This is a genomic window from Neorhizobium sp. USDA 3394, from assembly GCF_056280385.1.
Genome location: NZ_JBWCDU010000001.1, coordinates 3,339,827 through 3,360,851, shown reverse-complemented (window position 1 = coordinate 3,360,851; position 21,025 = coordinate 3,339,827). Strand labels below are relative to the sequence as shown.

The 21,025-nt window shown below is 61.6% G+C and carries 21 protein-coding genes and 1 pseudogene; 10 read left to right on the top strand and 12 right to left on the bottom strand.

The window, feature by feature from the left end; translation table 11 throughout:
• The gene (gene coaBC, locus ACZ9EJ_RS16580) at nucleotides 1-1,206 is read right to left on the bottom strand and encodes a bifunctional phosphopantothenoylcysteine decarboxylase/phosphopantothenate--cysteine ligase CoaBC (protein WP_046639758.1); all 1,206 of its coding nucleotides are present in this window, start codon (nucleotides 1,204-1,206) and stop codon (nucleotides 1-3) included.
• 124 nt (nucleotides 1,207-1,330) lie between these two features.
• Here coaBC and ACZ9EJ_RS16575 point away from each other — a divergent pair, with 124 nt between their 5' ends.
• Nucleotides 1,331-1,690, top strand: a complete 360-nt coding sequence (locus ACZ9EJ_RS16575; RefSeq protein WP_046639759.1) for a hypothetical protein — start codon at nucleotides 1,331-1,333, stop codon at nucleotides 1,688-1,690.
• A gap of 223 nt (nucleotides 1,691-1,913) precedes the next feature.
• Nucleotides 1,914-2,474: a glyoxalase superfamily protein gene (locus tag ACZ9EJ_RS16570; protein ID WP_046639760.1), complete on the top strand. Its 561-nt coding sequence runs from the start codon at nucleotides 1,914-1,916 to the stop codon at nucleotides 2,472-2,474.
• A gap of 28 nt (nucleotides 2,475-2,502) precedes the next feature.
• Here ACZ9EJ_RS16570 and ACZ9EJ_RS16565 read toward each other — a convergent pair whose 3' ends face one another.
• The 4 genes from ACZ9EJ_RS16565 to ubiE form a co-directional block, all read right to left on the bottom strand.
• Complete coding sequence (locus ACZ9EJ_RS16565; RefSeq protein ID WP_046639761.1) at nucleotides 2,503-3,279, bottom strand: COG3904 family protein; 777 nt, start codon at nucleotides 3,277-3,279, stop codon at nucleotides 2,503-2,505.
• A complete protein-coding gene (locus tag ACZ9EJ_RS16560; RefSeq protein WP_046639762.1) occupies nucleotides 3,266-4,627 on the bottom strand; it encodes a hypothetical protein in 1,362 nt (453 codons plus the stop codon). Before ACZ9EJ_RS16560 ends, ACZ9EJ_RS16565 begins: the two co-directional genes overlap by 14 nt.
• Nucleotides 4,628-4,776: 149 nt before the next feature.
• Nucleotides 4,777-6,339 (bottom strand): 2-polyprenylphenol 6-hydroxylase, encoded by a 1,563-nt coding sequence (gene ubiB, locus ACZ9EJ_RS16555; RefSeq protein ID WP_046639763.1) that lies wholly within the window; start codon nucleotides 6,337-6,339, stop codon nucleotides 4,777-4,779.
• Nucleotides 6,340-6,343: 4 nt separating this feature from the next.
• Nucleotides 6,344-7,120: a bifunctional demethylmenaquinone methyltransferase/2-methoxy-6-polyprenyl-1,4-benzoquinol methylase UbiE gene (gene ubiE / locus ACZ9EJ_RS16550; protein ID WP_046627918.1), complete on the bottom strand. Its 777-nt coding sequence runs from the start codon at nucleotides 7,118-7,120 to the stop codon at nucleotides 6,344-6,346.
• A gap of 151 nt (nucleotides 7,121-7,271) precedes the next feature.
• Between ubiE and mutM the strand changes: the two genes are divergently transcribed.
• The 6 genes from mutM (at nucleotide 7,272) to ACZ9EJ_RS16520 (ending at nucleotide 13,062) form a co-directional block, all read left to right on the top strand.
• The gene (gene mutM, locus ACZ9EJ_RS16545; protein ID WP_046639764.1) at nucleotides 7,272-8,150 is read left to right on the top strand and encodes a bifunctional DNA-formamidopyrimidine glycosylase/DNA-(apurinic or apyrimidinic site) lyase; all 879 of its coding nucleotides are present in this window, start codon (nucleotides 7,272-7,274) and stop codon (nucleotides 8,148-8,150) included.
• A 32-nt stretch (nucleotides 8,151-8,182) separates the two neighbouring features.
• A complete protein-coding gene (locus tag ACZ9EJ_RS16540; RefSeq protein WP_046639765.1) occupies nucleotides 8,183-8,956 on the top strand; it encodes an enoyl-CoA hydratase in 774 nt (257 codons plus the stop codon).
• Between the two features lie 191 nt (nucleotides 8,957-9,147).
• Nucleotides 9,148-9,414, top strand: a complete 267-nt coding sequence (gene rpsT / locus ACZ9EJ_RS16535) for a 30S ribosomal protein S20 (protein ID WP_038594489.1) — start codon at nucleotides 9,148-9,150, stop codon at nucleotides 9,412-9,414.
• Nucleotides 9,415-10,270: 856 nt separating this feature from the next.
• On the top strand, nucleotides 10,271-11,836 hold the full coding sequence (dnaA, locus tag ACZ9EJ_RS16530; RefSeq protein ID WP_046627924.1) for a chromosomal replication initiator protein DnaA: 1,566 nt from the start codon (nucleotides 10,271-10,273) through the stop codon (nucleotides 11,834-11,836).
• Nucleotides 11,837-11,841: 5 nt separating this feature from the next.
• Nucleotides 11,842-12,459, top strand: a complete 618-nt coding sequence (locus ACZ9EJ_RS16525; protein WP_046639766.1) for a LysE family translocator — start codon at nucleotides 11,842-11,844, stop codon at nucleotides 12,457-12,459.
• Nucleotides 12,460-12,468: 9 nt separating this feature from the next.
• Nucleotides 12,469-13,062 carry a class I SAM-dependent methyltransferase gene (locus ACZ9EJ_RS16520; protein ID WP_046639767.1) on the top strand — a complete coding sequence of 198 codons (594 nt, stop codon included), beginning with the start codon at nucleotides 12,469-12,471 and terminating at the stop codon, nucleotides 13,060-13,062.
• Between the two features lie 11 nt (nucleotides 13,063-13,073).
• Here the strand turns inward: ACZ9EJ_RS16520 and hemW are convergent, their stop codons facing one another.
• From hemW to rph, 4 genes are read right to left on the bottom strand one after another with little or no spacing between them, the layout of a single operon-like run.
• A complete protein-coding gene (gene hemW / locus ACZ9EJ_RS16515; RefSeq protein WP_046639768.1) occupies nucleotides 13,074-14,267 on the bottom strand; it encodes a radical SAM family heme chaperone HemW in 1,194 nt (397 codons plus the stop codon).
• 6 nt (nucleotides 14,268-14,273) lie between these two features.
• Nucleotides 14,274-14,918 carry an RdgB/HAM1 family non-canonical purine NTP pyrophosphatase gene (gene rdgB, locus ACZ9EJ_RS16510; RefSeq protein WP_046639769.1) on the bottom strand — a complete coding sequence of 215 codons (645 nt, stop codon included), beginning with the start codon at nucleotides 14,916-14,918 and terminating at the stop codon, nucleotides 14,274-14,276.
• An 8-nt stretch (nucleotides 14,919-14,926) separates the two neighbouring features.
• The gene (locus ACZ9EJ_RS16505) at nucleotides 14,927-15,334 is read right to left on the bottom strand and encodes a VOC family protein (protein WP_046639770.1); all 408 of its coding nucleotides are present in this window, start codon (nucleotides 15,332-15,334) and stop codon (nucleotides 14,927-14,929) included.
• A gap of 22 nt (nucleotides 15,335-15,356) precedes the next feature.
• The gene (gene rph / locus ACZ9EJ_RS16500; RefSeq protein ID WP_038583334.1) at nucleotides 15,357-16,073 is read right to left on the bottom strand and encodes a ribonuclease PH; all 717 of its coding nucleotides are present in this window, start codon (nucleotides 16,071-16,073) and stop codon (nucleotides 15,357-15,359) included.
• Between the two features lie 177 nt (nucleotides 16,074-16,250).
• Between rph and hrcA the strand changes: the two genes are divergently transcribed.
• Both hrcA and grpE read left to right on the top strand, forming a co-directional pair.
• The gene (gene hrcA, locus ACZ9EJ_RS16495) at nucleotides 16,251-17,330 is read left to right on the top strand and encodes a heat-inducible transcriptional repressor HrcA (protein WP_037079489.1); all 1,080 of its coding nucleotides are present in this window, start codon (nucleotides 16,251-16,253) and stop codon (nucleotides 17,328-17,330) included.
• Nucleotides 17,331-17,447: 117 nt separating this feature from the next.
• Nucleotides 17,448-18,089 carry a nucleotide exchange factor GrpE gene (gene grpE / locus ACZ9EJ_RS16490; protein ID WP_046639771.1) on the top strand — a complete coding sequence of 214 codons (642 nt, stop codon included), beginning with the start codon at nucleotides 17,448-17,450 and terminating at the stop codon, nucleotides 18,087-18,089.
• Nucleotides 18,090-18,286: 197 nt separating this feature from the next.
• On the opposite strand, the gene ptsN is transcribed toward grpE, so the two are convergent.
• The 3 genes and pseudogenes from ptsN to rpoN all read right to left on the bottom strand — a co-directional run.
• The gene (ptsN, locus tag ACZ9EJ_RS16485) at nucleotides 18,287-18,751 is read right to left on the bottom strand and encodes a PTS IIA-like nitrogen regulatory protein PtsN (RefSeq protein ID WP_046627940.1); all 465 of its coding nucleotides are present in this window, start codon (nucleotides 18,749-18,751) and stop codon (nucleotides 18,287-18,289) included.
• Between the two features lie 76 nt (nucleotides 18,752-18,827).
• Nucleotides 18,828-19,403 (bottom strand): ribosome hibernation-promoting factor, HPF/YfiA family, encoded by a 576-nt coding sequence (hpf, locus tag ACZ9EJ_RS16480; protein ID WP_037079483.1) that lies wholly within the window; start codon nucleotides 19,401-19,403, stop codon nucleotides 18,828-18,830.
• Nucleotides 19,404-19,651: 248 nt separating this feature from the next.
• Nucleotides 19,652-20,960, bottom strand: a pseudogene (gene rpoN, locus ACZ9EJ_RS16475) (RNA polymerase factor sigma-54); the annotation flags it as partial.
• Nucleotides 20,961-21,025: the final 65 nt, after the last annotated feature.

Sequence of the window (21,025 nt, the reverse complement as noted above, 5' to 3'; positions counted from 1 at the left end):
CTATCCCAGCTTCGAGGCGATCAGTGCCGCAAGGCGCTCTGCCACCTCGTCCTTGCCGAGATCGGGCCATTCGTCGACGCCGTTGGCGCTGATGATTTTTACCCGGTTGCGGGTGCCGCCCATGATGCCGGTTTCCGGCGAGACGTCGTTGGCGACGATCATGTCGGCGCCCTTGCGTTCCAGTTTCGCGCGGCCGTTCTTTTCGACTTCCTGGGTCTCCGCGGCAAAGCCGACCACGATCTTGGGCCGTTTCTCATGATGGCCCACGGTCTTGAGGATATCCGGGTTTTCTGTCATCAAGAGGGGAGGCGGAGCCTCGCCGGGCTGCTTCTTGATCTTCTGGCCGGCCGACGAGGCGACGCGCCAGTCTGCGACCGCGGCCACCATGACGGCGATATCGGCCGGCAGGCGGGAGGTCACCGCCTCCAGCATTTCCTCGGCGCGTTCCACATGTACGGTCTCGACGCCAACGGGATCAGGTATGGTCACCGGTCCGGAGACGAGCGTCACATCCGCGCCGAGCTTGGCAAGTGCCGCGGCAATCGCATGGCCCTGGCGGCCGGAGGAACGGTTGGCGATATAACGCACCGGGTCGATCGGCTCGTGCGTCGGGCCGGATGTGACGATCACCTTTTTGCCGGCAAGCGGTTTCGGCGCGCCGTCCAGCAGTTTGACGGCTGCCGCGACGATTTCCAGCGGCTCGGCCATGCGCCCGGTGCCGCCCTCGTTGCTTTCCGCCATCTCGCCGGCCATCGGGCCTATGAAATGGATGCCGTCGGCCTTCAGCGTCTCGGCATTGCGCCTGGTCGGGTGAGCGGCCCACATTTTCGGGTTCATCGCGGGCGCGATCAGGACCGGTCGGTCGGAGGCAAGCAGCACCGCGCTCGCAAGGTCGTCCGCCAGCCCATGCGCCATCTTGGCCATCAGGTCGGCGCTGGCGGGTGCGATGATCACTAGGTCGTTGTCGCGGGCGAGCCTGATATGGCCGACATCCTGCTCGTCCTCGCGGGAAAACAGGTCGATATAGACATGGCTGGCGGACAGCGCGCCGACCGCGAGCGGTGTGATGAATTCCTGAGCCGCCCTGGTCATGATCGGACGGACTGATGCCCCCCGCTCGCGAAGCCGGCGGATGAGATCGAGGCTCTTATAGGCCGCGATGCCGCCGGAGATGATCAGAAGGATGCGCTTGCCGGAGAGTTCCATGCCATTACCCGATGCCAGAATAGCGGGAAGCTAAGCCTTTGGCTGCCGAGTTGCAATTGCCTTCCCGCTGACGGCCGCGGAACAGTTGCAGCTGACGGGAGTTCGGCTGCAAAGGAGAGCCGCCATGAAAAAGAATTTCATTCCGAAGAAGATAGCCGGATTCAAGGTGCCGAAATCCGTGCGCCGGTCGTCATTGCTGCGCAACATGCTGGCGAGCCGCACCGGCCGGCAGATGCTGGCGAGAGCCCTCGTCGCCGGTGCCAATGCTGCCGCTACCGTCCTCACCGACGAGCGGGCCGACATCCGTAAGCCTGGCAAGACAAGCGGCCGCAAACGCGCCCTTGCCGCAGGCGTCGCGGGCGAGGCGATCGAGAGCGCGACGGCCGCAGCAACAGATGTCGTCACCAGTCCGACGCGCCCGCTCTTCAAGGCAGGCGCCAAGGCGAAGCAGGGCCGGATCTTCCCGGAACCGGTCACGCACTGACGCGAAAATAATCCGAACATCTTGCGCTGAATTCTGGACTGCATTACTCCTGTTTGCGGCCGGATGCGGCCAGCCGCCCGCGGCGCCCAGAGCGCCAAGGTGAATGCATCCACCGCCTCTCATCCTTTGCCAATCCGGCCAGCGATGACGAACGGATCAGCAATGCGGGCGCTGATTGATGGGACCCGACCGGTCCTTGTTCGTCTGTTGAAAGGATGATGAGATGCGCGATTTCCGCGATGCAAAACTGATGGCGAAAAGCCTGCGCGAGGCGCTTGCCGAACGTAAGGTCGAGCTGACGCATAGCCAGGTCCTGGAACTGGTTGCGACCCAGTTCGGCTACGACAACTGGAATATCCTTGCTGCAAAGATCGACGCGTCGGAGCCGCAGCAAAGCAAGTCGGCTGCGGTGTCGATCCAGCCGGCCATTCCGATCTTCCGGATATTTTCGATCGACAAGGCGATGGAATTCTACCGCGATTTCCTGGGCTTCACCGTGGACTGGGAGTACCGCTTCGGCGAAAACTTCCCGCTCTATTGCCAGGTCTCGCGAAGCGGCATGCTGATACACCTCTCCGAGCATGCGGGCGATGCCTCGCCCGGCGCGCGGGTCTTTGTGCCGATGACGGGCGTGCGCGCCTTCCAGCAGGAGCTGATCGGCAGGAACTACCCCTATATGAAGCCAGGGCTCGAACAGGCGGATTGGGGTCTGGAAGTGACGGTCATCGACCCGTTCAGCAACCGCATCACCTTCTGCGAACGGGAGATCAAGGCACAGGGCTGACCTGGTGCCCTCAAGGTTCGGCGGGACGCTAGATCTTCTTCCTGGCCGTCGCGAGCGGCTCGGTCGTCAGCCTGAAATCCGCCATTTCCTTCGGTGTCAGGTAATAGAGCCGGTCCGGCGGCGTTTCGAGCGCATGGATCCACAGGCCCGCGCCGATGCCCATCTGGTCTAGATGGCGGGCGACCCGCGCGGTGGTCGCCTGCGCGGCGGACATCGCCTGTTCCGCCGACGGCCGATCCTTGGCTCCGTTGAAAACCTGGTGCACGCCGATCACCGCATCCTTTTCCGCCAAACGGCCGATGCCGCCGGCAAACATGATCGGGCAGGATGAGGCGCAGAGCGCCTTCGCCGCGACTTTGGTGTCGAGCTTCCTGTCGCGGATCAGCTTCGACATGGCAAGTGCATCGTCCACCGAGCCGCCGGGCGAATTGAGGGCCACTGTCTTCACGTATTCGCCGCGCGTTTCGACCTCCTTGGCGAAGCGGGCGGCAGCACCGGGATCGATCGTCCCTTCGGCCAGCAGCACGCCGCCTGTGGTGAGTTCGAAGGTCATCGGCTTGCGCAGCACTTCCCGGGGACTGGCCGGCTGTACAGGTGGCGCTGCCGGTACGCCCTCGGTCAAGGCCGGCGGCAGTACGGGCTGGTCTTCGCGCATGGGGTCGAAGCCGGGCAGGGCGGCGTTCATCGCCGTCATGTCGCGAACATCGACGACGAGGAAAACCGCCGCAGCCGAGAGAAGAATATAGAAGGCGCCGCGCATCAGCACGCCTTCGTCAAGCTTCCTGATCGCCTCACCGATCCTCATGCGACCGGTCCCGGCTGCGCGATTTGAGGTCGATGGCGGTGATGTTGTTCGGCTCGGCTTCGGACGCTGGTTCCGGCGTTGATTGAGGTGCCGGCTGCGGTCTTGGCGCCAATGTCCTGTCGTCGGCTTCCGCCTTCGCAATCGGCTGCTCGATGGTCACGCCGCTCGCCGTGACGGCACGCTGAACCTCAAGCGCCCGCAAGAGTTCGGCAGCCGTGATCCGTTCGGCGAAGGGCAGGTTTTCCTCCTGTCGGCGGATCGCGCCATGCACGGTGGCGAGAATGAACACCATCACGCCGGGCAGGAGGTCGATGGAAATAGCCCCGGCCCAGGCGGGAATGAAGTCCTGCGCATAATGGAGCACGGCTTCGGCGGAGGAGAGCGGCACGAAGCGGCGCTCCTGCACCGGCGGCCGGGCGAGGATCTCGTCGGCGGCCTTGGCGAGCGCCTTGGATTGCGCCGTGACCGAGGTGCGGACGGTGTCCATCACCTGGTTCTGGCGGTTGACGAGATCGGCAGCACCTCCATCCGGGACCGGCGCGATGAACCCGACCGACAGGTCGTCCGCCGCGCGGCGGATCGACGGTGCGATCGAGGTCTGGGCGAGCGAGGTGATGACGCCCGTCAGTGCCACGGCTTCGGTGGAAAACTGGTCGGCACGCGGCTCGATCGTGCCCGGCGCGGAAACCAGCGAACGCATCGTCTCAAGCCGTTTCTGCCCTCGGGCGAAGAGCTCGTCCACCTGCTCGCGCGAGGTGTTGATGTTGGCTGCAAGCGACTTCATCTGCGCCGACATCTGGCTGAGGAGCTGTACGACGCTCCCTGATCCGGTCGTGCCGGTGAGCGAGCCGGATTGCCGCTCGACGCCCGCGAGCTGGGAGAAACGCTCGGACGCGCGCTGGATATCCGGCAACAGGCTTTGCGCCGCGAGCGCATTCTGGTGGGCGCGGTCGAGATCGGCGGTATAGTCCTCGACCGTCTCGGAGAGATGCTGCTCCACGGCCGCGGAGCCGGCAAGTGCCGCCGCGTTCAGCCAGCTCGACATGGCAAGGATCATCGCAGCACCCACCGCCATGACGCCAAGCATGGCGGTGCGTCCCGCACGGGTCGTCACATGCGGATAGAACCGGGCCATGTAGGACCAGAAGGCATAGATGCCGACCGAGACCGAAGCGGAATAGATGACGGCGGCAAAAAACACGGCCGTCGGTGACCCGTCGAGAATGCTGCGCGCACCGAGATAGGTGTAGACGCCGGATGCCAGCGCCAACACGGCAAGCGCGAAGCGGGTCATCGTCTCGACGGCTGCGACGCCGTCATGCAAGCGTTGAGTTGCGCCTAGCGCCATGAAACGTCTCCGGAAGGCCAGGTCCCAAAAGGAATGTATTCCTTAACAGAGAATGAGAACTCGGCGGAATAAAGGCCGCTTTGGAGTTGCAATATGGCGAAAGCCCTTGCGGAGCAGGGTTTTCGCATCGTCAGGGGACCGGATAAACCTCAGCTCAGCGTGAACGCGAGATACAGCAGCGACAGCGCGATGATCCAAAGCGCGACGCGCCCCGAGCGATTGTGTCGCGCCTCCGACCTGCCGATGGCCTCTGTCGTCTCGGGATCGAAGCGCAGGCCGTGCTCGCTCATATGGACGAGTTCCTGGTGTAGCGTCTCCGTCTTGGCAGCGATCTCCGGCAACGTCTCGGCAAGCTTGACGGCAGCTTTGACGCCATCGCGCAAGTCCGAGACAATGCGCTTCGGCCCGAGATTGTCGCGGATCCATTGGCCGACGACCGGTTCCGAGGCCTTCCACATGTTGAATCGCGGATCGAGCATGCGCGACACGCCCTCGACCACGACCATGGTCTTCTGCAGCAGGATCAGTTCGGTGCGGGTCTGCATCTCGAACAGGTCGGTGACTTCGAAGAGCAGCGCCAAGAGCCGCGCCATGGAGATCGTTTCCGCCGGCTGGCCGTGGATCGGTTCGCCGATCGCGCGGATCGCCTGGGCGAAGCTCGCCACGTCGTGATGCGCCGGCACGTAGCCCGCCTCAAAATGCACTTCCGCGACGCGCATATAGTCGCGGGTAATGAAGCCGTAGAGGATTTCGGCGAGGAAACGGCGCTCCTTCTTGCCGAGCCGCCCGACAATGCCCATGTCGACGGCGACGATCGTGCCGGCAGCGTCGACGAACAGATTGCCGGGATGCATGTCCGCATGGAAAAAGCCGTCCCGTAGCGTGTGGCGCAGGAAGGACTGGATCAGTATCTCGGCGAGCTTTTCGAGATTGTGGCCGGCGGCGCGAAGACCTGCAACATCCGACATCTTGACGCCGTCGATCCACTCCATGGTGATCACGTCGCGGCCGGTGCGTTCCCAGTCGACCAGCGGCACCCGGAAGCCGGGGTCGTCCTTGGTATTCTCGGCAATCTCGGAAAGCGCCGCGGCCTCCAGGCGCAGGTCCATTTCCACCTTGGTGGTCTGTTCGAGCGTTCGCGTCACTTCGACCGGCCTTAAGCGCCGGCTGGAGCGCATGAAGCGTTCCTGCATGCGCGACAGGAGATACATGCTTTCGATGTCATGGGCGAAACGCTGGCGCACGCCCGGGCGCACCACCTTGATGGCCACTTTCCTGTCGTTGACGACGCCGGGATGGACCTGGGCGATCGAGGCGGCCGCGATCGGCTCGCCGAAGGAGGAATAGAGATCGCCGATCGTCCGGCCGAGCGATGCCTCGACCGCCGCTTTCGCAATCTCGGTCGGGAAGAAGGCCATCCGGTCCTGCAGCATGGCGAGATCGACGGCCCAGTCGACCCCGACCACATCCGGACGGGTTGCAAGGAACTGGCCGATCTTGACATAGGAAGGCCCCAGCCGGTCGACGGCACGGGTCAGCCGCTCGCTGCGCGCCTGCGTCTTGGAGCGAAACCGCGCCAAGGGCTCGACCAGTGCCTTGATGAGGCCGACGGAAGGCGGCATGTCCTGGGTCGGCAGCGCCGATACCACACCCTCACGCACAAGAACCCAGCCGACGCGGGCAAGCCGGAAATAAGCGCCAATCGTGCTCATGCGTTCAGAGTTTCCAGCCGGAATGCAGCGCCGCGATGCCGCCGGTATAATTGGTATAGGTGACGCGTGAAAAACCCGCATTGCGGATCATCGCCGCAAAATTCTCCTGGTTCGGGAATTTGCGGATCGATTCCACCAGATATTGGTAGGGCTCGGCCTCGCCGGTGATCATCTTGCCGAAGCGCGGGATCGCCTTGAACGACCATTCCTCGTAGAAGCGCTCGAGAAGCGGCATCTCGACTTCGGAAAATTCCAGGACCAGCAGTCGTCCGCCGCGTTTCAGCACGCGATAGGCCTCCTTCAGCGCCACGTCGATATGCGGCACGTTGCGGATGCCGAAGGCGATCGTATAGGCATCGAAGGAGTTCGCCTCGAAAGGCAGCGACTCGGCATTGGCCTCGACGAAGGCGAGATTTTCGGAAAGGCGTTTCTTTTCGGCCCGCTCGGCGCCGACCGCCAGCATCGAGCCGTTAATGTCGAGCACGGTCACATGGGCCTTCCGGTCGGAAGCCTCGACGATGCGGAAAGCGATGTCGCCCGTGCCGCCGGCCACATCCAGGGTTTTATAGCCGACGTCCTTTCTCGGATTGAGCGAGGCGATCAGCGCATCCTTCCAGACGCGGTGCATGCCGGCCGACATCACGTCGTTCATCACGTCGTAGCGTTTGGCAACCTTGTGGAAGACGTCGTTGACGAGGCCCTGCTTCTCGCCGTCCGCAACCTTGCGGAAGCCATAGGACGTTTCCATCCCGCCGTCGGCGCTTGTACGGGCTTCAGTCATCGGTGAACTCCTAACGTCTCTCTTCTGGCCGGCGACCATAGCGAAATCGCTCATCGCACGCTATCTGTGGCGCGTGTCATTACATGGGTGCGACATCCGGTCCGGTCTATAGACCAGGCGCGATGTCGTTGAAACAGGAAGTTAGTCGATCATGCCCGAATTGCCAGAGGTGGAAACCGTCCGGCGCGGTCTCGCCCCGGCAATGGAAGGTGCGGTGATCGCCAGGCTGGAACTCAATCGCCCGGACCTGCGCTTTCCGTTGCCGGAGAATTTTGCCGATGCCGTCCACGAACGCCGTATCGTCTCGCTCGGCAGGCGCGCCAAATACCTGCTGATCGACCTGGAGGACGATCTGACCGTGATTAGCCATCTCGGCATGTCCGGGTCATTTCGGATCGAGAATGAAGCGCTCGGCGAGTTTCACCATCCGCGTTCGAAGGATCAGAAACACGATCATGTCGTCTTCCATCTGAGACAGAAGGAAGGCCTGCTGCGCGTCATATACAATGACCCGCGCCGCTTCGGCTTCATGCAGCTCTGGAAGCGCAGCGAGCTCGATCTTTATCCGGCCTTTGCCGAGCTTGGGCCGGAGCCGACCGGCAATGCGCTCGACGCCGATTATCTGGCGGCGAGGTTGGCGGGCAAGAGCCAGCCGCTCAAGGGCGCCCTCCTCGACCAGACCGTGATAGCGGGTCTCGGCAATATCTACGTCTGCGAGGCGCTGTGGCGCTCGCATCTTTCGCCGAAACGCGCCGCCGGCAGCGTCGTCACCAAGACCGGCAGGCCGAACAAGGAACTGGTCCTCCTCAAGCAGTCGATCCGCGATGTTATTGCCGATGCGATCGCCGCCGGAGGTTCGTCGCTGAGAGATCATATTCAGACGGATGGCTCGCTTGGCTATTTCCAGCACTCCTTTTCCGTCTACGACCGGGAAGGCGGCGCTTGCCGCACGCCGGGCTGCGGCGGTACCGTCGCGCGCATCACCCAGGCGGGCCGCTCCACCTTCTATTGCCCGGCCTGCCAGAAATAACCGCCGCCAGAAACATAAAGAGGAGACATTCGATGAGCTACGAAACCCTGCTGACCGAAACCCGGGGCGCCGTCGCGCTCATCACCCTCAATCGTCCGAAGGCGCTGAATGCGCTGAACTCGACCGTCATGGTCGAATTGACCGAAGCGCTTTCCGCCTTCGGCAAGGACGAGGCGATCGGGGCGATCGTGCTGACCGGCTCGGAAAAGGCCTTTGCCGCCGGCGCCGATATCAAGGAAATGCAGGGCATCGATTTCGTCGAGGCTTATGTCAACGACTTCATCTCTGGCTGGGAGGCGATTGCCGCCACCCGCAAGCCGATGATCGCCGCCGTCTCCGGCTTCGCGCTGGGCGGCGGCTGCGAGCTTGCCATGATGTGCGATTTCATCATCGCCTCGGAAACCGCGAAGTTCGGCCAGCCGGAGATCACCCTCGGCGTCATTCCCGGCATGGGCGGCTCGCAGCGGCTGACCCGCGCCGTTGGTAAGGCGAAGGCGATGGACATGGTCATGACCGGCCGGATGATGGATGTGGCGGAAGCGGAGCGGGCAGGGCTGGTGTCGCGGATCGTTTCGCCGGAGCGTCTGCTCGACGAGGCGGTCGAGGCGGCAGCGAAGATCGCCTCTTTCCCGCGCGCCGCGGTGCTGATGGCCAAGGAGGCCGTCAATCGCTCCTTCGAGACGACGCTGGCAGAAGGCCTGCGCTTCGAACGGCGGCTTTTCCATTCGTTGTTTGCGACCGCCGACCAGAGGGAAGGCATGGCCGCCTTCGTGGAAAAGCGCAAGCCGCAGTTCTCCAACCGGTAAATCGCGCAAAAGCGGATGGTCATCCGCCAAAATGCGCGTTGACTGGGGCGGGTATTCCGGTTATATGCCCGCCCACAGTTGGGAAAGCCTGATCATGGCTTCCTCTATTGCTCCCGAATTGCTGGATTGATGGTCGCAAGGACCGGCGCGGCAACGGCGGAGTTTGGTTCGAATTCGTAGAGAGGCATGAAATGGCCAATACAACTTCGGCGAAAAAAGCGACCCGCAAGATCGCTCGCCGTACCGCAGTCAACAAGTCCCGCCGCTCGCGCGTTCGCGGCTTCATCCGTAAGGTCGAGGAAGCCATCGCTTCCGGCGACATGACCGTTGCTGCAGAAGCCCTCAAGGCTGCCCAGCCGGAGATCCAGCGCGCTGCCACCAAGGGCGTGCTTCACAGCAACACGGCATCCCGCAAGGTGTCCCGTCTTGCTGCACGTGTGAAGGCCCTTTCGGCCTGATCATTTCACAAACTGTATCATAATGAAGCCTGGTCCTCTCGACCGGGCTTTTTGTGTTTCTCTCAGGGCTCCTTATATTTATCCGGCTCATTAACAATTTCGTGTCATCGGCGTGACAGAAAATAGTTATTATAATCAATGAGTTATTGGAGGTCTATGAGTCTGTGGGTGACTTTGGCGATGGTCAAAAGCCCCCAGGTGGAGTCAAGAAGATTTTTATTTTTTCTGTGAACGATCGTTCAGAATGTATGTCAATTTTGAATCCCATTGATTCAACAGCGATTCTCCATGACGGCCTCTGTGACATTCAAATCACGCTCCCGGAGTCAACGCCCGCCTCTTAATTTTGCGTAAAATTCATCATTGATCTTGGCATTTGATCCTGCCTAAATGACCTTCAGCAAGGGGCGCGGGGATTACTTCAGAGGGCTGCCGGTTACCGTCACGTGTTGGGCGGAAGGCAGACTTTTACCCTTTGCAACGGGATAAATTCTCCCGTTTTCCTGATAACCATCGGTTGCGATCCGGAAATTGGCATTTCCGGAAACGGTCGGTTTTTGTCAACGCGATCCGGTCCAGTGTCCGGGTGAAGGAGGTGGAAGAAGTTCGAACGGCTCACGATGAGGATGAGGGCGTTCGTACATGCGGGGTGGCTCCCGCAAGCCCAGACCGTTCACGAGGCGGGCTGAGCGCGACTTTCGATCGGCTGCGAGGACGAGCGAAGGTTTTGAAAAAAAGGGGACGGGCGGCGACGGTTCTCAATGATTGGGAATGGTTTGCCATGCCTTGAAACGAAGTTTGTTCTGGCGGCGTTAACGAGAACCGCCAGGCTACGAGATTTGGAAGGCGGCGAATTATGCATATGAATACTATATCAGCCCGTGCAGGTAATGGGGACCAGGCGCGGCAGGCATTTGATCCAAGTTGCTCCCAGGCGGCAGGGGAAACGACGGAAATGAAGCATAATGCTCTTTTTGAGCGGTTTAGTGCGCGTCTGAAGGCACAGGTCGGTCAGGATGTTTATGCAAGCTGGTTCGGGCGTTTGAAGCTGCATTCCGTCTCAAAGAGCGTTGTTCGGCTCACGGTGCCGACCACTTTTCTGAAGTCCTGGATCAACAATCGTTACCTCGATCTGATCACCACCATATTCCAGGCGGAAGACGCCGAGATCCTGAAGGTCGAAATCCTGGTGCGTAGCGCAAGTCGTAGCACCAAGGCCCCCGTGGCAGGTGAAGAGCGCAGCCTGGCACCGGAACCCGCTGTTGTTGCCTCGTTTCCGCGTTCTCAAGGCCCCCGCGAGATTGGCAAGATCGCGACCTTCCCGTCGCCGTCTGCTGCGCCGGCGCGTTCTGCCCAGGCTCCCGGACCGCTGTTCGGCTCCCCGCTCGACAGCCGTTTCACCTTCGACACTTTCGTGGAAGGCCCGTCGAACCGGGTAGCGCTTGCTGCGGCCAAGACCATCGCCGAAGCCGGCGCCAGCGCGGTCCGTTTCAATCCGCTCTTCATTCATTCGGGCGTCGGCCTTGGCAAGACGCACCTTCTGCAGGCGATCGCCAATGCGGCAGTTGGCAGCGAGCGCATGCCGCGGGTGGTCTATCTGACGGCGGAATATTTCATGTGGCGTTTCGCGACCGCGATCCGCGACAACGACGCGCTGACGTTGAAGGACTCTCTGCGCAATATCGACCTGCTGATCATCGACGACATGCAGTTCCTGCAGGGCAAGATGATCCAGAACGAGTTCTGCCATCTCCTGAACATGCTGCTCGACAGCGCCAAGCAGGTGGTGGTTGCCGCCGATCGGGCGCCCTGGGAGCTGGAATCGCTCGATCCGCGCGTCCGCTCGCGTCTGCAGGGCGGTGTGGCAATCGAAGTCGAGGCCCCGGATTACGAGATGCGTCTCGAAATGATCAAGGGTCGGCTGGCGACCGCCCGCCAGGACGATCCGTCACTCGATATCCCGGCGGAAATCCTGAGCCACGTCGCCCGCAATGTGACCGCCAGCGGTCGCGAGCTGGAAGGCGCATTCAACCAGCTTCTGTTCCGTCGCTCCTTCGAACCCTCCCTGTCGATCGAGCGTGTCGATGAACTGCTCGCGCATCTGGTCGGCGCAGGCGAGGCCAAGCGCGTCCGTATCGAGGACATCCAGCGCATCGTGGCGCGTCATTACAATGTGTCGCGCCAGGAACTGGTCTCGAACCGCCGCACCCGGGTGATCGTCAAGCCGCGCCAGATCGCCATGTATCTGTCGAAGACGTTGACGCCGCGTTCCTTCCCGGAAATCGGTCGCCGTTTCGGCGGCAGGGACCACACGACCGTCCTGCATGCCGTCCGCAAGATCGAGGAATTGATTTCGGGTGACACGAAGCTCAGCCACGAGGTAGAACTGCTGAAACGGCTGATCAACGAGAACAACGCTTAAAATATATGTTTCTGCTTTCTGTAGCAACAATCTGGGCCGTGGCGTGCATAACGCCAGGGCCCAATACGCTTCTGGTCATGCGTTATGCGCTGACCGCGCCGCGCCGCGTTCCTATCCTGGCGGCGATGGGGACCATTACCGGCACGCTTTGCTGGGGTTTTGCCGGCTGGCTGGGGATCAATGCCCTCTTTCAGGCGGCTCCCTTTGCCTATGTAGTACTCAAGATCGTCGGCGGGCTTTATCTCGTCTGGCTCGGATTGAAGATCTTCCTGGATGCGCGAAAGTCGCGCCAGTCGGCTGATATCGTGGCGGCTCGGGTCGAGGTGCCGCTCAAGACCGCCTACCGGATGGGGCTGGCAACCAATCTTGCCAATCCGAAATCGGCGCTCTTCGTCGCCAGTCTTTTCGCCGCGACCATGCCGGCCGGAACGCCTTTCCTGTATGGCCTGGCGGCGATTGCCGTCATGGTCGCCGTCTCGACAGTCTATTATACCTTCCTGGTCGCGCTGATCACCCACAGATCGGTGGCGGCGGCCTATCTCAAGGCCAAGAAGAAGATCGATCTCGGCGTCGGCATGATTTTCGTCGGTTTTGGCACCAAGCTGCTGATGTCGCAGCGCTGAGGATCAGCGATGGCCATCGAGAAGGATCCCACGGCCAGCTTTTATAGCGAAAACGCGGTGATCTACGCGGCAAGTTCTGCTGCGAACACACGCCGCCTCGATAGCTTCCTGTCAAAACTCGCGCCCGGCGCCGCCATCCTCGAACTCGGCTGCGGCAGTGGGCGGGATAGCGCGGTGATGATCACGCGGGGTTTCGACGTCACGCCCACGGATGGCACGCCGGAGATGGCGGAGCAGGCCGCCAAACATCTGGGCAGGTCGGTTGACGTGCTCCAGTTCGGGGAAATCGACGCGGTCTCGGCGTTTGACGGCATATGGGCCAATGCATGCCTCCTGCATGCGCCGCGGGTGGAACTCGGTGGCATTCTCGGCCGCATTCACAAGGCCTTGCGCCCGGGCGGCGTCTTCTACGCGAGCTTCAAGGCCGGGGAGGCCGAAGGTCATGATGGCCTCGGACGTTATTACAACTATCCGTCCAGGGCCTGGCTAAGCGCCGCTTACGAGGCTTTCACCTGGACTTCCGTCGATATCGATGAAGTTCACGGCAGCGGTTACGACAAAAAGCCGACCGACTGGCTGCATGTCCTGGCGGTAAAAGCTTAAGCGCCGGATTTTCAGCAGGCGAGATCGGCCACCACTGCGTCGAGGATCAGCATGCCGGACGGCGTGCAACGCAGCCGCGAATTGCCGAGGCGCTCGATGAAGCCGTGTTCCAGCAGCCGCTCCTCGCGGATCGGGTCCGGGTCCCGGCCGGAAAGCTGCTGCCAGCGGGCGAGATCGACCCCTTCCCGCAGGCGCAGGCCCATCAGCAGCAATTCGTCGGCCTGTTCCTCGAAGCCGAGGATTTCCTCGTCCAGCATGCCATGGCCGATGCGTTCCACCTGTTCCAGCCAGGTTTCCGGACGGCGTTCGGTGGAGGTCGCGATCTTGTCTCTTCCGCGCATCAGGCGCCCGTGGGCGCCGGGTCCGATGCCCGCATAGTCGCCATAGCGCCAGTAAGTCAGGTTATGGCGGCTTTCAGCACCGGGGCGGGCGTGATTGGAAACCTCGTAGGCAGGCATGCCGAACCGCTCGGTAATCTCCTGCGTTGCCTCGTAGAGCGCTGCCGACTGGTCGTCATCCGGCACGATCAGCTTGCCGGCCTTGTGGAGGCCATAGAAGGGCGTGCCTTCCTCGATGGTGAGCTGGTAGAGCGACAAGTGATCGACCGCGTAGGATATCGCTTCCTTCAGTTCTGCTTCCCAGGCCTCGACCGTCTGTTTCGGCCGGGCATAGATGAGGTCGAAGGACATGCGCGGAAAGATCTCCCGCGCCAGCCTGATCGCCTTCAGGGCATCGGCCACGTCATGCAGCCGGCCGAGGAATTTGAGGTCCGGATCGTTGAGTGCCTGCACGCCGAGCGACACGCGGTTGACGCCGGCAGCGCGATAGCCGCGGAAGCGGGTCGCCTCGACGCTGGAGGGATTGGCCTCCATGGTGATCTCGATACCGTCAGGCACATGCCAGTGCCTGGCGATGCCGTCGAGGATCGCCGAGACTGTCGCAGGATCCATCAGCGACGGCGTGCCGCCGCCGAGAAAGATGCTGGTGACGGTCTTCGGTCCGCTCATGCGCCGCATCACTTCCATTTCCTTGAGGAAGGCGGCGGTGAAGCGCGGCTGGTCCACCGGCTGGTGGCGCACATGGCTGTTGAAGTCGCAATAGGGGCACTTGGCCGCGCAGAACGGCCAATGCACATAGACGCCAAAGCCCGGCTCGCCCGTATCAGGCAGTAGGGTATCGCGCAGAAGAGGAGCGGCTGAATTCAAAGCGCCTCAAGCCTCCAGGCAGGTTTCAACGAAACGCTTGAAGGCACGCGCACGGTGCGAGAGCGCTTCCGGTTCGCCGGGTTTCCAGCCGTGTTTCTGATCACTGCTCATTTCACCGAAGGTAATATCATAGCCCTGCGGTTGGAAGATCGGGTCATAACCAAATCCCTGGGTGCCGCGCGGCGGCCACGCCACGGTACCTTCCACCTCGCCGCGGAACATTTCCGTGTGTCCATCCGGCCAGGCGAGACAGAGCACGCTCACAAAGCGGCAGCTACGCTGCTCCGGCCTTGTTGCGCCGCGCTCCTCCAGCGCCGTCTCGACCTTCTCCATCGCCATCTGGAAGTCGCGGCTGCCGTCCTCGCGCTCTGCCCAGTTGGCGGTATAGACGCCGGGTGCGCCATCGAGCGCGTCGATGACGATGCCGGAATCATCCGACAGCGCCGGCAGTCCGGAGGCTTTGGCAGAGGCGAGCGCCTTGATCGCGGCGTTTTCCTCGAATGTCGTGCCCGTTTCGTCGGGCTCTTCGAATTTCAGTTCGGCGGCGGATTTCGCGGAAAAGCCGAAGGGACCGATCAGCTCTGCAATCTCGCGGATCTTTCCGGCATTGTGGCTGGCGACGACGATCGTTTTCGTATCGAGCTTGCGCATTTCAATTCCTATTCGATATTCCAGAGCCTCGGCTCTGCGCATTCCAGGCTGTTGCCGGCCGGATCGCGGAAATAGATTGAGCGGGCACCGTTCGGCCAGCGGAAATCGCTTTCGATGGCAATGCCTGCCTTGTTGAGCTTTTCCCTGAGCAAGTCAATCGCTTCGCTCGTCATGCGAAAGCAGATATGCCCCGGTCCTGTCGCACCATGGGGCGGAACCGGCAAGGCACCGGCGGGCGGTGGCTTCACCGTCTCTGCGGGGTTGAAGATCAGCAGGATGCCCGGCCCGCATCGGAAGAACACATGCCTGTTGCCGGCGCGCAGAACCTTTTCAAGTCCGAGGATGCCGCCGTAGAAGGCATCGGCGGCATCGAGATCGTCAGCATAAAGTGCGGTTTCGAGAATGCCTTCGATCAAAGAGCACCTCTCTCAGCGAGTTTCAGGCAATCGCCTGCTTCTGCATCGCCACCAGTTCCTGGGTGCCGTCCTGGGCAAGCGCCAGCAGCTTCAGGAACTCTTCCTGGCTGAAGGGCTTGCCCTCAGCCGTACCCTGCACCTCGACGATACCGCCGGAGCCGGTCATCACGAAATTGGCGTCCGTCTCGGCAGCCGAATCCTCGATATAGTCGAGGTCGATGACCGGCTGGCCGGCAAAGATGCCGCAGGAGATCGCAGCGACGTGGTCCTTCAGCACCTTGTCGACCTTGGTCATCGAGCGGGCTTCCATCCACTTCAAGCAATCGTAGAGCGCGATCCAGCCACCGGTGATCGACGCCGTGCGCGTGCCGCCGTCCGCCTGGATGACGTCGCAGTCGATGGTGATCTGCTTTTCGCCGAGCGCTTCGAGATCGATGACGGCGCGCAGGGAGCGGCCGATCAGGCGCTGGATTTCCTGGGTGCGGCCGCCTTGCTTTCCGGCGGCGGCTTCACGCTTCATGCGGTCGCCCGTGGCGCGCGGCAGCATGCCGTATTCCGCGGTCACCCAGCCCTTGCCGCTGTTGCGCAGCCACGGCGGTGTCTTTTCTTCCAGGCTCGCGGTACAAAGCACATGCGTGTCGCCGAACTTGACGAGGCATGAGCCTTCGGCATGTTTGGAGAAATTGCGCTCGAATGAGACCTTGCGCATCTGGTTCAACTGTCTGCCTGAAGGCCGCATGCTTCACTCCCTGGATTTCTGTTTCCGCCTTCTACGGCCCCGGCCCAGCTTTTGCAAAGAAAAAGGCCTGAGGCCCTCTGAGGGCGAATGATTATGCCCGTGATGATTTTCCCTTTGGAGAAGGCGCGGCGAATGACTATATTTTATCGAAAGATCAATGGAGCGGTGAAGGTTTAGATGGGATTTTCGGCATCGACGGGTAGGGACAGCGGTTCTGTGCTCGATGACCGTTCGCGCGAAATTTTCCGCCGCATCGTGGAAAGCTATCTGGAGACCGGCGAACCGCTCGGCTCTCGAAATCTTTCCCGCCTGCTGCCCATATCGCTGTCGCCGGCGTCGGTGCGCAATGTGATGAGCGATCTCGAGGAACTGGGCCTCATCTACTCCCCGCATATCAGCGCCGGCCGCCTGCCGACCCAGTCCGGGCTTCGCTTTTTCGTCGACGCGTTCATGCAGGTCGGAGACCTGTCGGCCGAGGAGCGTGCCAATATCGACCGGCAGATTCGGCCCGCTGATCGCGACCAGCCGATGGAAAGCCTGATGGCAGAGGCGAGCCGCATGCTGTCGGGCGTCTCGCGCGGCGCCGGGATCGTCATTACCACCAAGAGCGACCCGGTTCTAAAGCACGTCGAGTTCATTCGTCTCGAGCCGACCAAGGCGCTTGCGGTGCTTGTCGGCGATCATAACCAGGTGGAAAACCGCATTATCGAACTTCCGGCCGGCGTGACCTCGTCGCAGCTGACCGAAGCGGCCAATTTCCTCAACGCCCACCTGAGCGGCCAGACGCTGCCGGAACTGCGCGGCCAGCTGAAGACACTCAAGGATCAGGTACAGGGTGAGCTCCACGCGCTCTCGCAGGAACTGGTCGAGCGCGGTCTTGCGGTCTGGTCCGGCGACAGCGAGGAAGGCAAGCCGACCCAGCTTATCGTCCGCGGTCGTGCCAATCTGCTCGAAGGTCTGGCAGACGTTGCCGATCTCGATCGCCTGCGGTTGCTTTTCGACGATCTCGAGAAGAAGGACAGCCTGATCGAAATTCTCGATCTCGCTGAAAAAGGACCGGGCGTGCGAATCTTCATCGGCTCGGAAAACAAGCTGTTCTCCCTGTCGGGCTCCTCGCTCATCGTCGCGCCCTATCGTGACGGCGAAGACCGGATCGTCGGTGCCGTCGGCGTCATCGGCCCGACGCGGCTCAACTATTCGCGCATCGTGCCGATGGTGGATTACACCGCGCAGCTGCTTGCCAGGCTGTCGCGCTGAATTCGCGACGTAGCCGCCCCAACTTTCCCACCAAGCCTTGATTTTTTCACTTTAAACCTCGATATCGGGCACAAATCCAAGCCCGTAAATCCAAGCCAAGAATAACCGGAGACCGTCATGACCGACGAAACCAACAAGAACGGACCTGACGCAACTGCCGCGGAGAACACGGTTGAAGCTGTTGCATCTGCTCTTGAGGACGCGGCCAACCAGAAGAATGCCGAGGCGCCTGCCGCCGAACCGGATCCGCTGGAATTGCTGAAAGCCGAAAATAACGAGCTGCGCGACCGCTTCCTGCGGCTGGCGGCCGAAATGGATAACCTGCGCCGCCGCACCGAACGCGAGATCAAGGACGCCAAGGCCTATGCGGCAGCCGGCTTTGCGCGCGACATGCTCGCCGTTTCGGACAACCTGCGCCGGGCGCTGGACGCCGTGCCGACCGAAATGCGAGCCACGGCGGATGCCGCTCTGACCACGCTCCTCGAGGGCGTCGAGATGACCGAGCGCTCCATGCTGTCGGCGCTGGAACGCCACGGCGTGAAGAAGATCGATGCGGAAGGTCAGAAGTTCGATCCGAACTTCCACCAGGCGATGTTCGAGATCCCGAACTCTGCTGTTCCGAACAATACCGTCGTCCAGGTCGTCCAGGCCGGGTTCACGATCGGCGAACGCGTGCTGCGCCCCGCCATGGTCGGTGTTGCCAAGGGCGGCCCGAAGGCGGAAGCCTCCGCGGAAGCCGCCGGCGAGAAGAACGCCTGAGAGCTTTGAAAAGCGGGCGCAAGCCCGCTTTTCGCTTTGCGTCAGACGCTCAATCGGCGTTTCTCAGTCCTGAGGGCAAGCGTCCGCGCCGTCAGGTCACGCGTATTTTCCAGTCAAACGGGTCCTCAAGAACAAAACCGCCCGGCGCTTTGTCAGCGGCCGGGTGGTTCGTTTCGTCCCCACGAATGTGTATGCGGTCAGGCGGCGTGGTTAGCCTGCTCCTCGTTGAGGAAGGCATAGATCGCCGAAGCGGAATCGGTCTTGCGCAGCTTGGCGACGAGGTCCTGGTCCCGCAGGACGCGGGCGATGCGCGACAGCGCCTTCAGATGGTCAGCCCCGGCGCCTTCAGGTGCGAGCAGCAGGAACACCAGATCGACCGGCTCGTCATCGAGCGCTTCGAAATCGACCGGCGCTTCAAGGCGCGCGAAAATACCCTTGATCGACGAGATGCTGTTGAGCTTGCCGTGCGGGATGGCGATGCCATGGCCGACGCCCGTGGAGCCGAGCCTCTCGCGCTGCAGGATGATGTCGAAGATTTCTCGTTCGCTCACACCCGTCAGCTTGGAAGCCTTGGCCGCCAGCTCCTGCAACAGCTGTTTTTTGGAATTTACCTTTAGGGTAGGAATAATCGCATCTTGCTGCAGCAAATCTGCCAATGCCATTCTCGTCATCCTTCGTGCCGCAAGAGCTTGTGCCCTAGGCGAAGGGGAGCGCCGTTGCCGACGCTCTCCCCAGGTGTCAGTTCTTGATATTGGTGGAATCGATCCAACCAATATTGCCGTCGTTGCGGCGGTACACAATGTTCAGGTGTTCCTTGCCGGGGCTGCGGAACAGAAGAACAGGCTCGTCTGTCATATCAAGTGCCATGACGGCGCTTGCGACCGTCATCGTCTTCAACTGCTTCGAACTTTCCGCGACGATCGTCGGCGCGAAATCCTCGGGTACTTCCTCCCCTTCATCCGGTACGCTGTCCATAACAGTGTAGGCAACTTCCGCATAACCATTCACATGGTTGCCGGCATGATGGTCCTTGAGCCGCCGCTTGTAGCGACGCAGACGCTTTTCGATCCGCTGTGCTGCGGCATCGAAACTGATCTGCGGATCATTCGCCTCCCCAGCCGCATGCAGGACGATCCCGGTGTCGAGATGCACCTTGCAGTCGGCAGAAAAGCGCGAACCAGCCTTTTCCACGATGACTTGGCTCGAATAGCCTCCGTCGAAGTATTTTGTAACCGCTTCTCCGATTTGGTCCTCGATCCTTTGACGGAACGAATCGCCAATTTCCATATGCTTACCGGATACACGCACACTCATGGAGTTCTTCCTTCTTGTCGTGACTTGCGTGTTCCAGTCTACGCCAAGCCGTCCCCTCATCCAAGCCGTTCACACGCCACTGCGCTAAATTGCTGCAATCGGTGCCTGTCTGGATAATGGGATAGGTTTCGTGCCATGTCCCGTGCAGTTGCGGCGGGCTTCTAGCGCCCGATGTTTTAAATGTCAACGGCGGCCGGTCTTGGGGTTTCTACGTAGGCCTGTGGAAAACCGCCTGTTTCGGCCGTGTCTCAGTATGCCGCGACCCCGGCGATCGCACGCTTTTCGCGGCGACGTTGTACGGAGGAGGGGATGTTCATCGCCTCGCGGTATTTCGCGACGGTCCGGCGCGCAAGCTCGACGCCGCCCCGTTTCAGGCTGATCACGATATCGTCGTCCGAAAGCACGGCCTCCGGCGTCTCCTGGGCGATGAGCAGGCGAATCCGGTGGCGCACGGCTTCCGCCGAATGGCTGTCGCCGCCTTCTTCCGCCGAGCCGATCGACACCGTGAAGAAATATTTGAGTTCGAACAGGCCTCGCGGCGTCAGCATGTATTTGTTGGAGGTGACGCGGCTGACCGTCGATTCATGCATCTTGATCGCTTCGGCAACGGTCTTGAGGTTGAGCGGCCGCAGGTGATCGACGCCGTGCATCAGGAAGGCATCCTGCTGCCGGACGATTTCGGTCGCCACCTTCATGATCGTCTTGGCGCGCTGGTCGAGGCTGCGTGTCAGCCAGTTGGCGTTCTGCATGCAGTCGGAAAGGAAATTATGGTCGTCGCCGTTTTTTCGGGCAGTTCTTCGACACCGTCTGGAAATAGGTGTGGTTCACCAGAACACGCGGCAGCGTGTCCGGATTGAGTTCCACCATCCAGCCGCCGTCGGATGCCGCGCGCACGACGATATCCGGCGAAATCGTCTCCGACATGCCGCGCTCGAAACCCGCGCCGGGCTTCGGGTTAAGGCCGCGAATTTCCGCCAGCATGTCGATGAGGTCTTCGTCGTCGACACCGCAGATCTTTCGAAGTGACGCGAAGTCGCGTTTGCCGAGCAGATCCAGGTGTCGGATCAGTGCATCCATCGCCGGGTCGAGCCGGTCCTTTTCGCGAAGCTGGATTGCCAGACATTCGCTGAGCGATCGTGCGAAGACGCCCGGCGGATCGAGCGTCTGCAGCGAGTGCAGGATGGTTTCGACATGCTCGGCACTTCCGCCGAGGCGGGCGGCGATCTCCTCTATGTCGCCCAGCATGTAACCGGCCTCGTCGAGCTGATCGACCAGATGCTGGGCAATCAGGCGGCTGGCCGCATCGACGATCAGAAAAGGGATCTGCTGGTTCAGGTGGTCGCGCAGCGTCACCTGGCCGGCGACGAAATCATCGAGGTCGTAGTCTTCGCCGGACTCGCCGCCCGGCATCGATTTCCACTGGCTGAGCAATTCCGGCGCATCGGCGCGCCGCGCCGGGCCGTCGTCCGGGAAGACGTTTTCGAAACCCGTATCGAGCCCTTCGCCGAGCCTCTCGGCGCTGATGGAGGAGGAGCCCTCATACCAGTCGCTATCGACTTCAGCGGCTGCCGAACTCTCGCGGCCTTCGGTCGGCGCAAAGTCGTCGGCGGGTTCGAAGCCTG

What these genes read in the sequence shown, in the direction of transcription:
- ubiE (WP_046627918.1), bottom strand. Translation starts at nt 7,120, where the DNA reads ATGACTGAAGCCCGTACAAGCGCCGACGGCGGGATGGAAACGTCCTAT.
- ACZ9EJ_RS16560 (WP_046639762.1), bottom strand. Translation starts at nt 4,627, where the DNA reads ATGGCGCTAGGCGCAACTCAACGCTTGCATGACGGCGTCGCAGCCGTC.
- mutM (WP_046639764.1), top strand. Translation starts at nt 7,272, where the DNA reads ATGCCCGAATTGCCAGAGGTGGAAACCGTCCGGCGCGGTCTCGCCCCG.
- ACZ9EJ_RS16525 (WP_046639766.1), top strand. Translation starts at nt 11,842, where the DNA reads ATGTTTCTGCTTTCTGTAGCAACAATCTGGGCCGTGGCGTGCATAACG.
- coaBC (WP_046639758.1), bottom strand. Translation starts at nt 1,206, where the DNA reads ATGGAACTCTCCGGCAAGCGCATCCTTCTGATCATCTCCGGCGGCATC.
- rdgB (WP_046639769.1), bottom strand. Translation starts at nt 14,918, where the DNA reads ATGCGCAAGCTCGATACGAAAACGATCGTCGTCGCCAGCCACAATGCC.
- ACZ9EJ_RS16520 (WP_046639767.1), top strand. Translation starts at nt 12,469, where the DNA reads ATGGCCATCGAGAAGGATCCCACGGCCAGCTTTTATAGCGAAAACGCG.
- ACZ9EJ_RS16575 (WP_046639759.1), top strand. Translation starts at nt 1,331, where the DNA reads ATGAAAAAGAATTTCATTCCGAAGAAGATAGCCGGATTCAAGGTGCCG.
- ptsN (WP_046627940.1), bottom strand. Translation starts at nt 18,751, where the DNA reads ATGGCATTGGCAGATTTGCTGCAGCAAGATGCGATTATTCCTACCCTA.
- ACZ9EJ_RS16565 (WP_046639761.1), bottom strand. Translation starts at nt 3,279, where the DNA reads ATGAGGATCGGTGAGGCGATCAGGAAGCTTGACGAAGGCGTGCTGATG.
- dnaA (WP_046627924.1), top strand. Translation starts at nt 10,271, where the DNA reads ATGCATATGAATACTATATCAGCCCGTGCAGGTAATGGGGACCAGGCG.
- hpf (WP_037079483.1), bottom strand. Translation starts at nt 19,403, where the DNA reads ATGAGTGTGCGTGTATCCGGTAAGCATATGGAAATTGGCGATTCGTTC.
- rph (WP_038583334.1), bottom strand. Translation starts at nt 16,073, where the DNA reads ATGCGGCCTTCAGGCAGACAGTTGAACCAGATGCGCAAGGTCTCATTC.
- grpE (WP_046639771.1), top strand. Translation starts at nt 17,448, where the DNA reads ATGACCGACGAAACCAACAAGAACGGACCTGACGCAACTGCCGCGGAG.
- hrcA (WP_037079489.1), top strand. Translation starts at nt 16,251, where the DNA reads ATGGGATTTTCGGCATCGACGGGTAGGGACAGCGGTTCTGTGCTCGAT.
- ACZ9EJ_RS16540 (WP_046639765.1), top strand. Translation starts at nt 8,183, where the DNA reads ATGAGCTACGAAACCCTGCTGACCGAAACCCGGGGCGCCGTCGCGCTC.
- ACZ9EJ_RS16570 (WP_046639760.1), top strand. Translation starts at nt 1,914, where the DNA reads ATGCGCGATTTCCGCGATGCAAAACTGATGGCGAAAAGCCTGCGCGAG.
- rpsT (WP_038594489.1), top strand. Translation starts at nt 9,148, where the DNA reads ATGGCCAATACAACTTCGGCGAAAAAAGCGACCCGCAAGATCGCTCGC.
- ubiB (WP_046639763.1), bottom strand. Translation starts at nt 6,339, where the DNA reads ATGAGCACGATTGGCGCTTATTTCCGGCTTGCCCGCGTCGGCTGGGTT.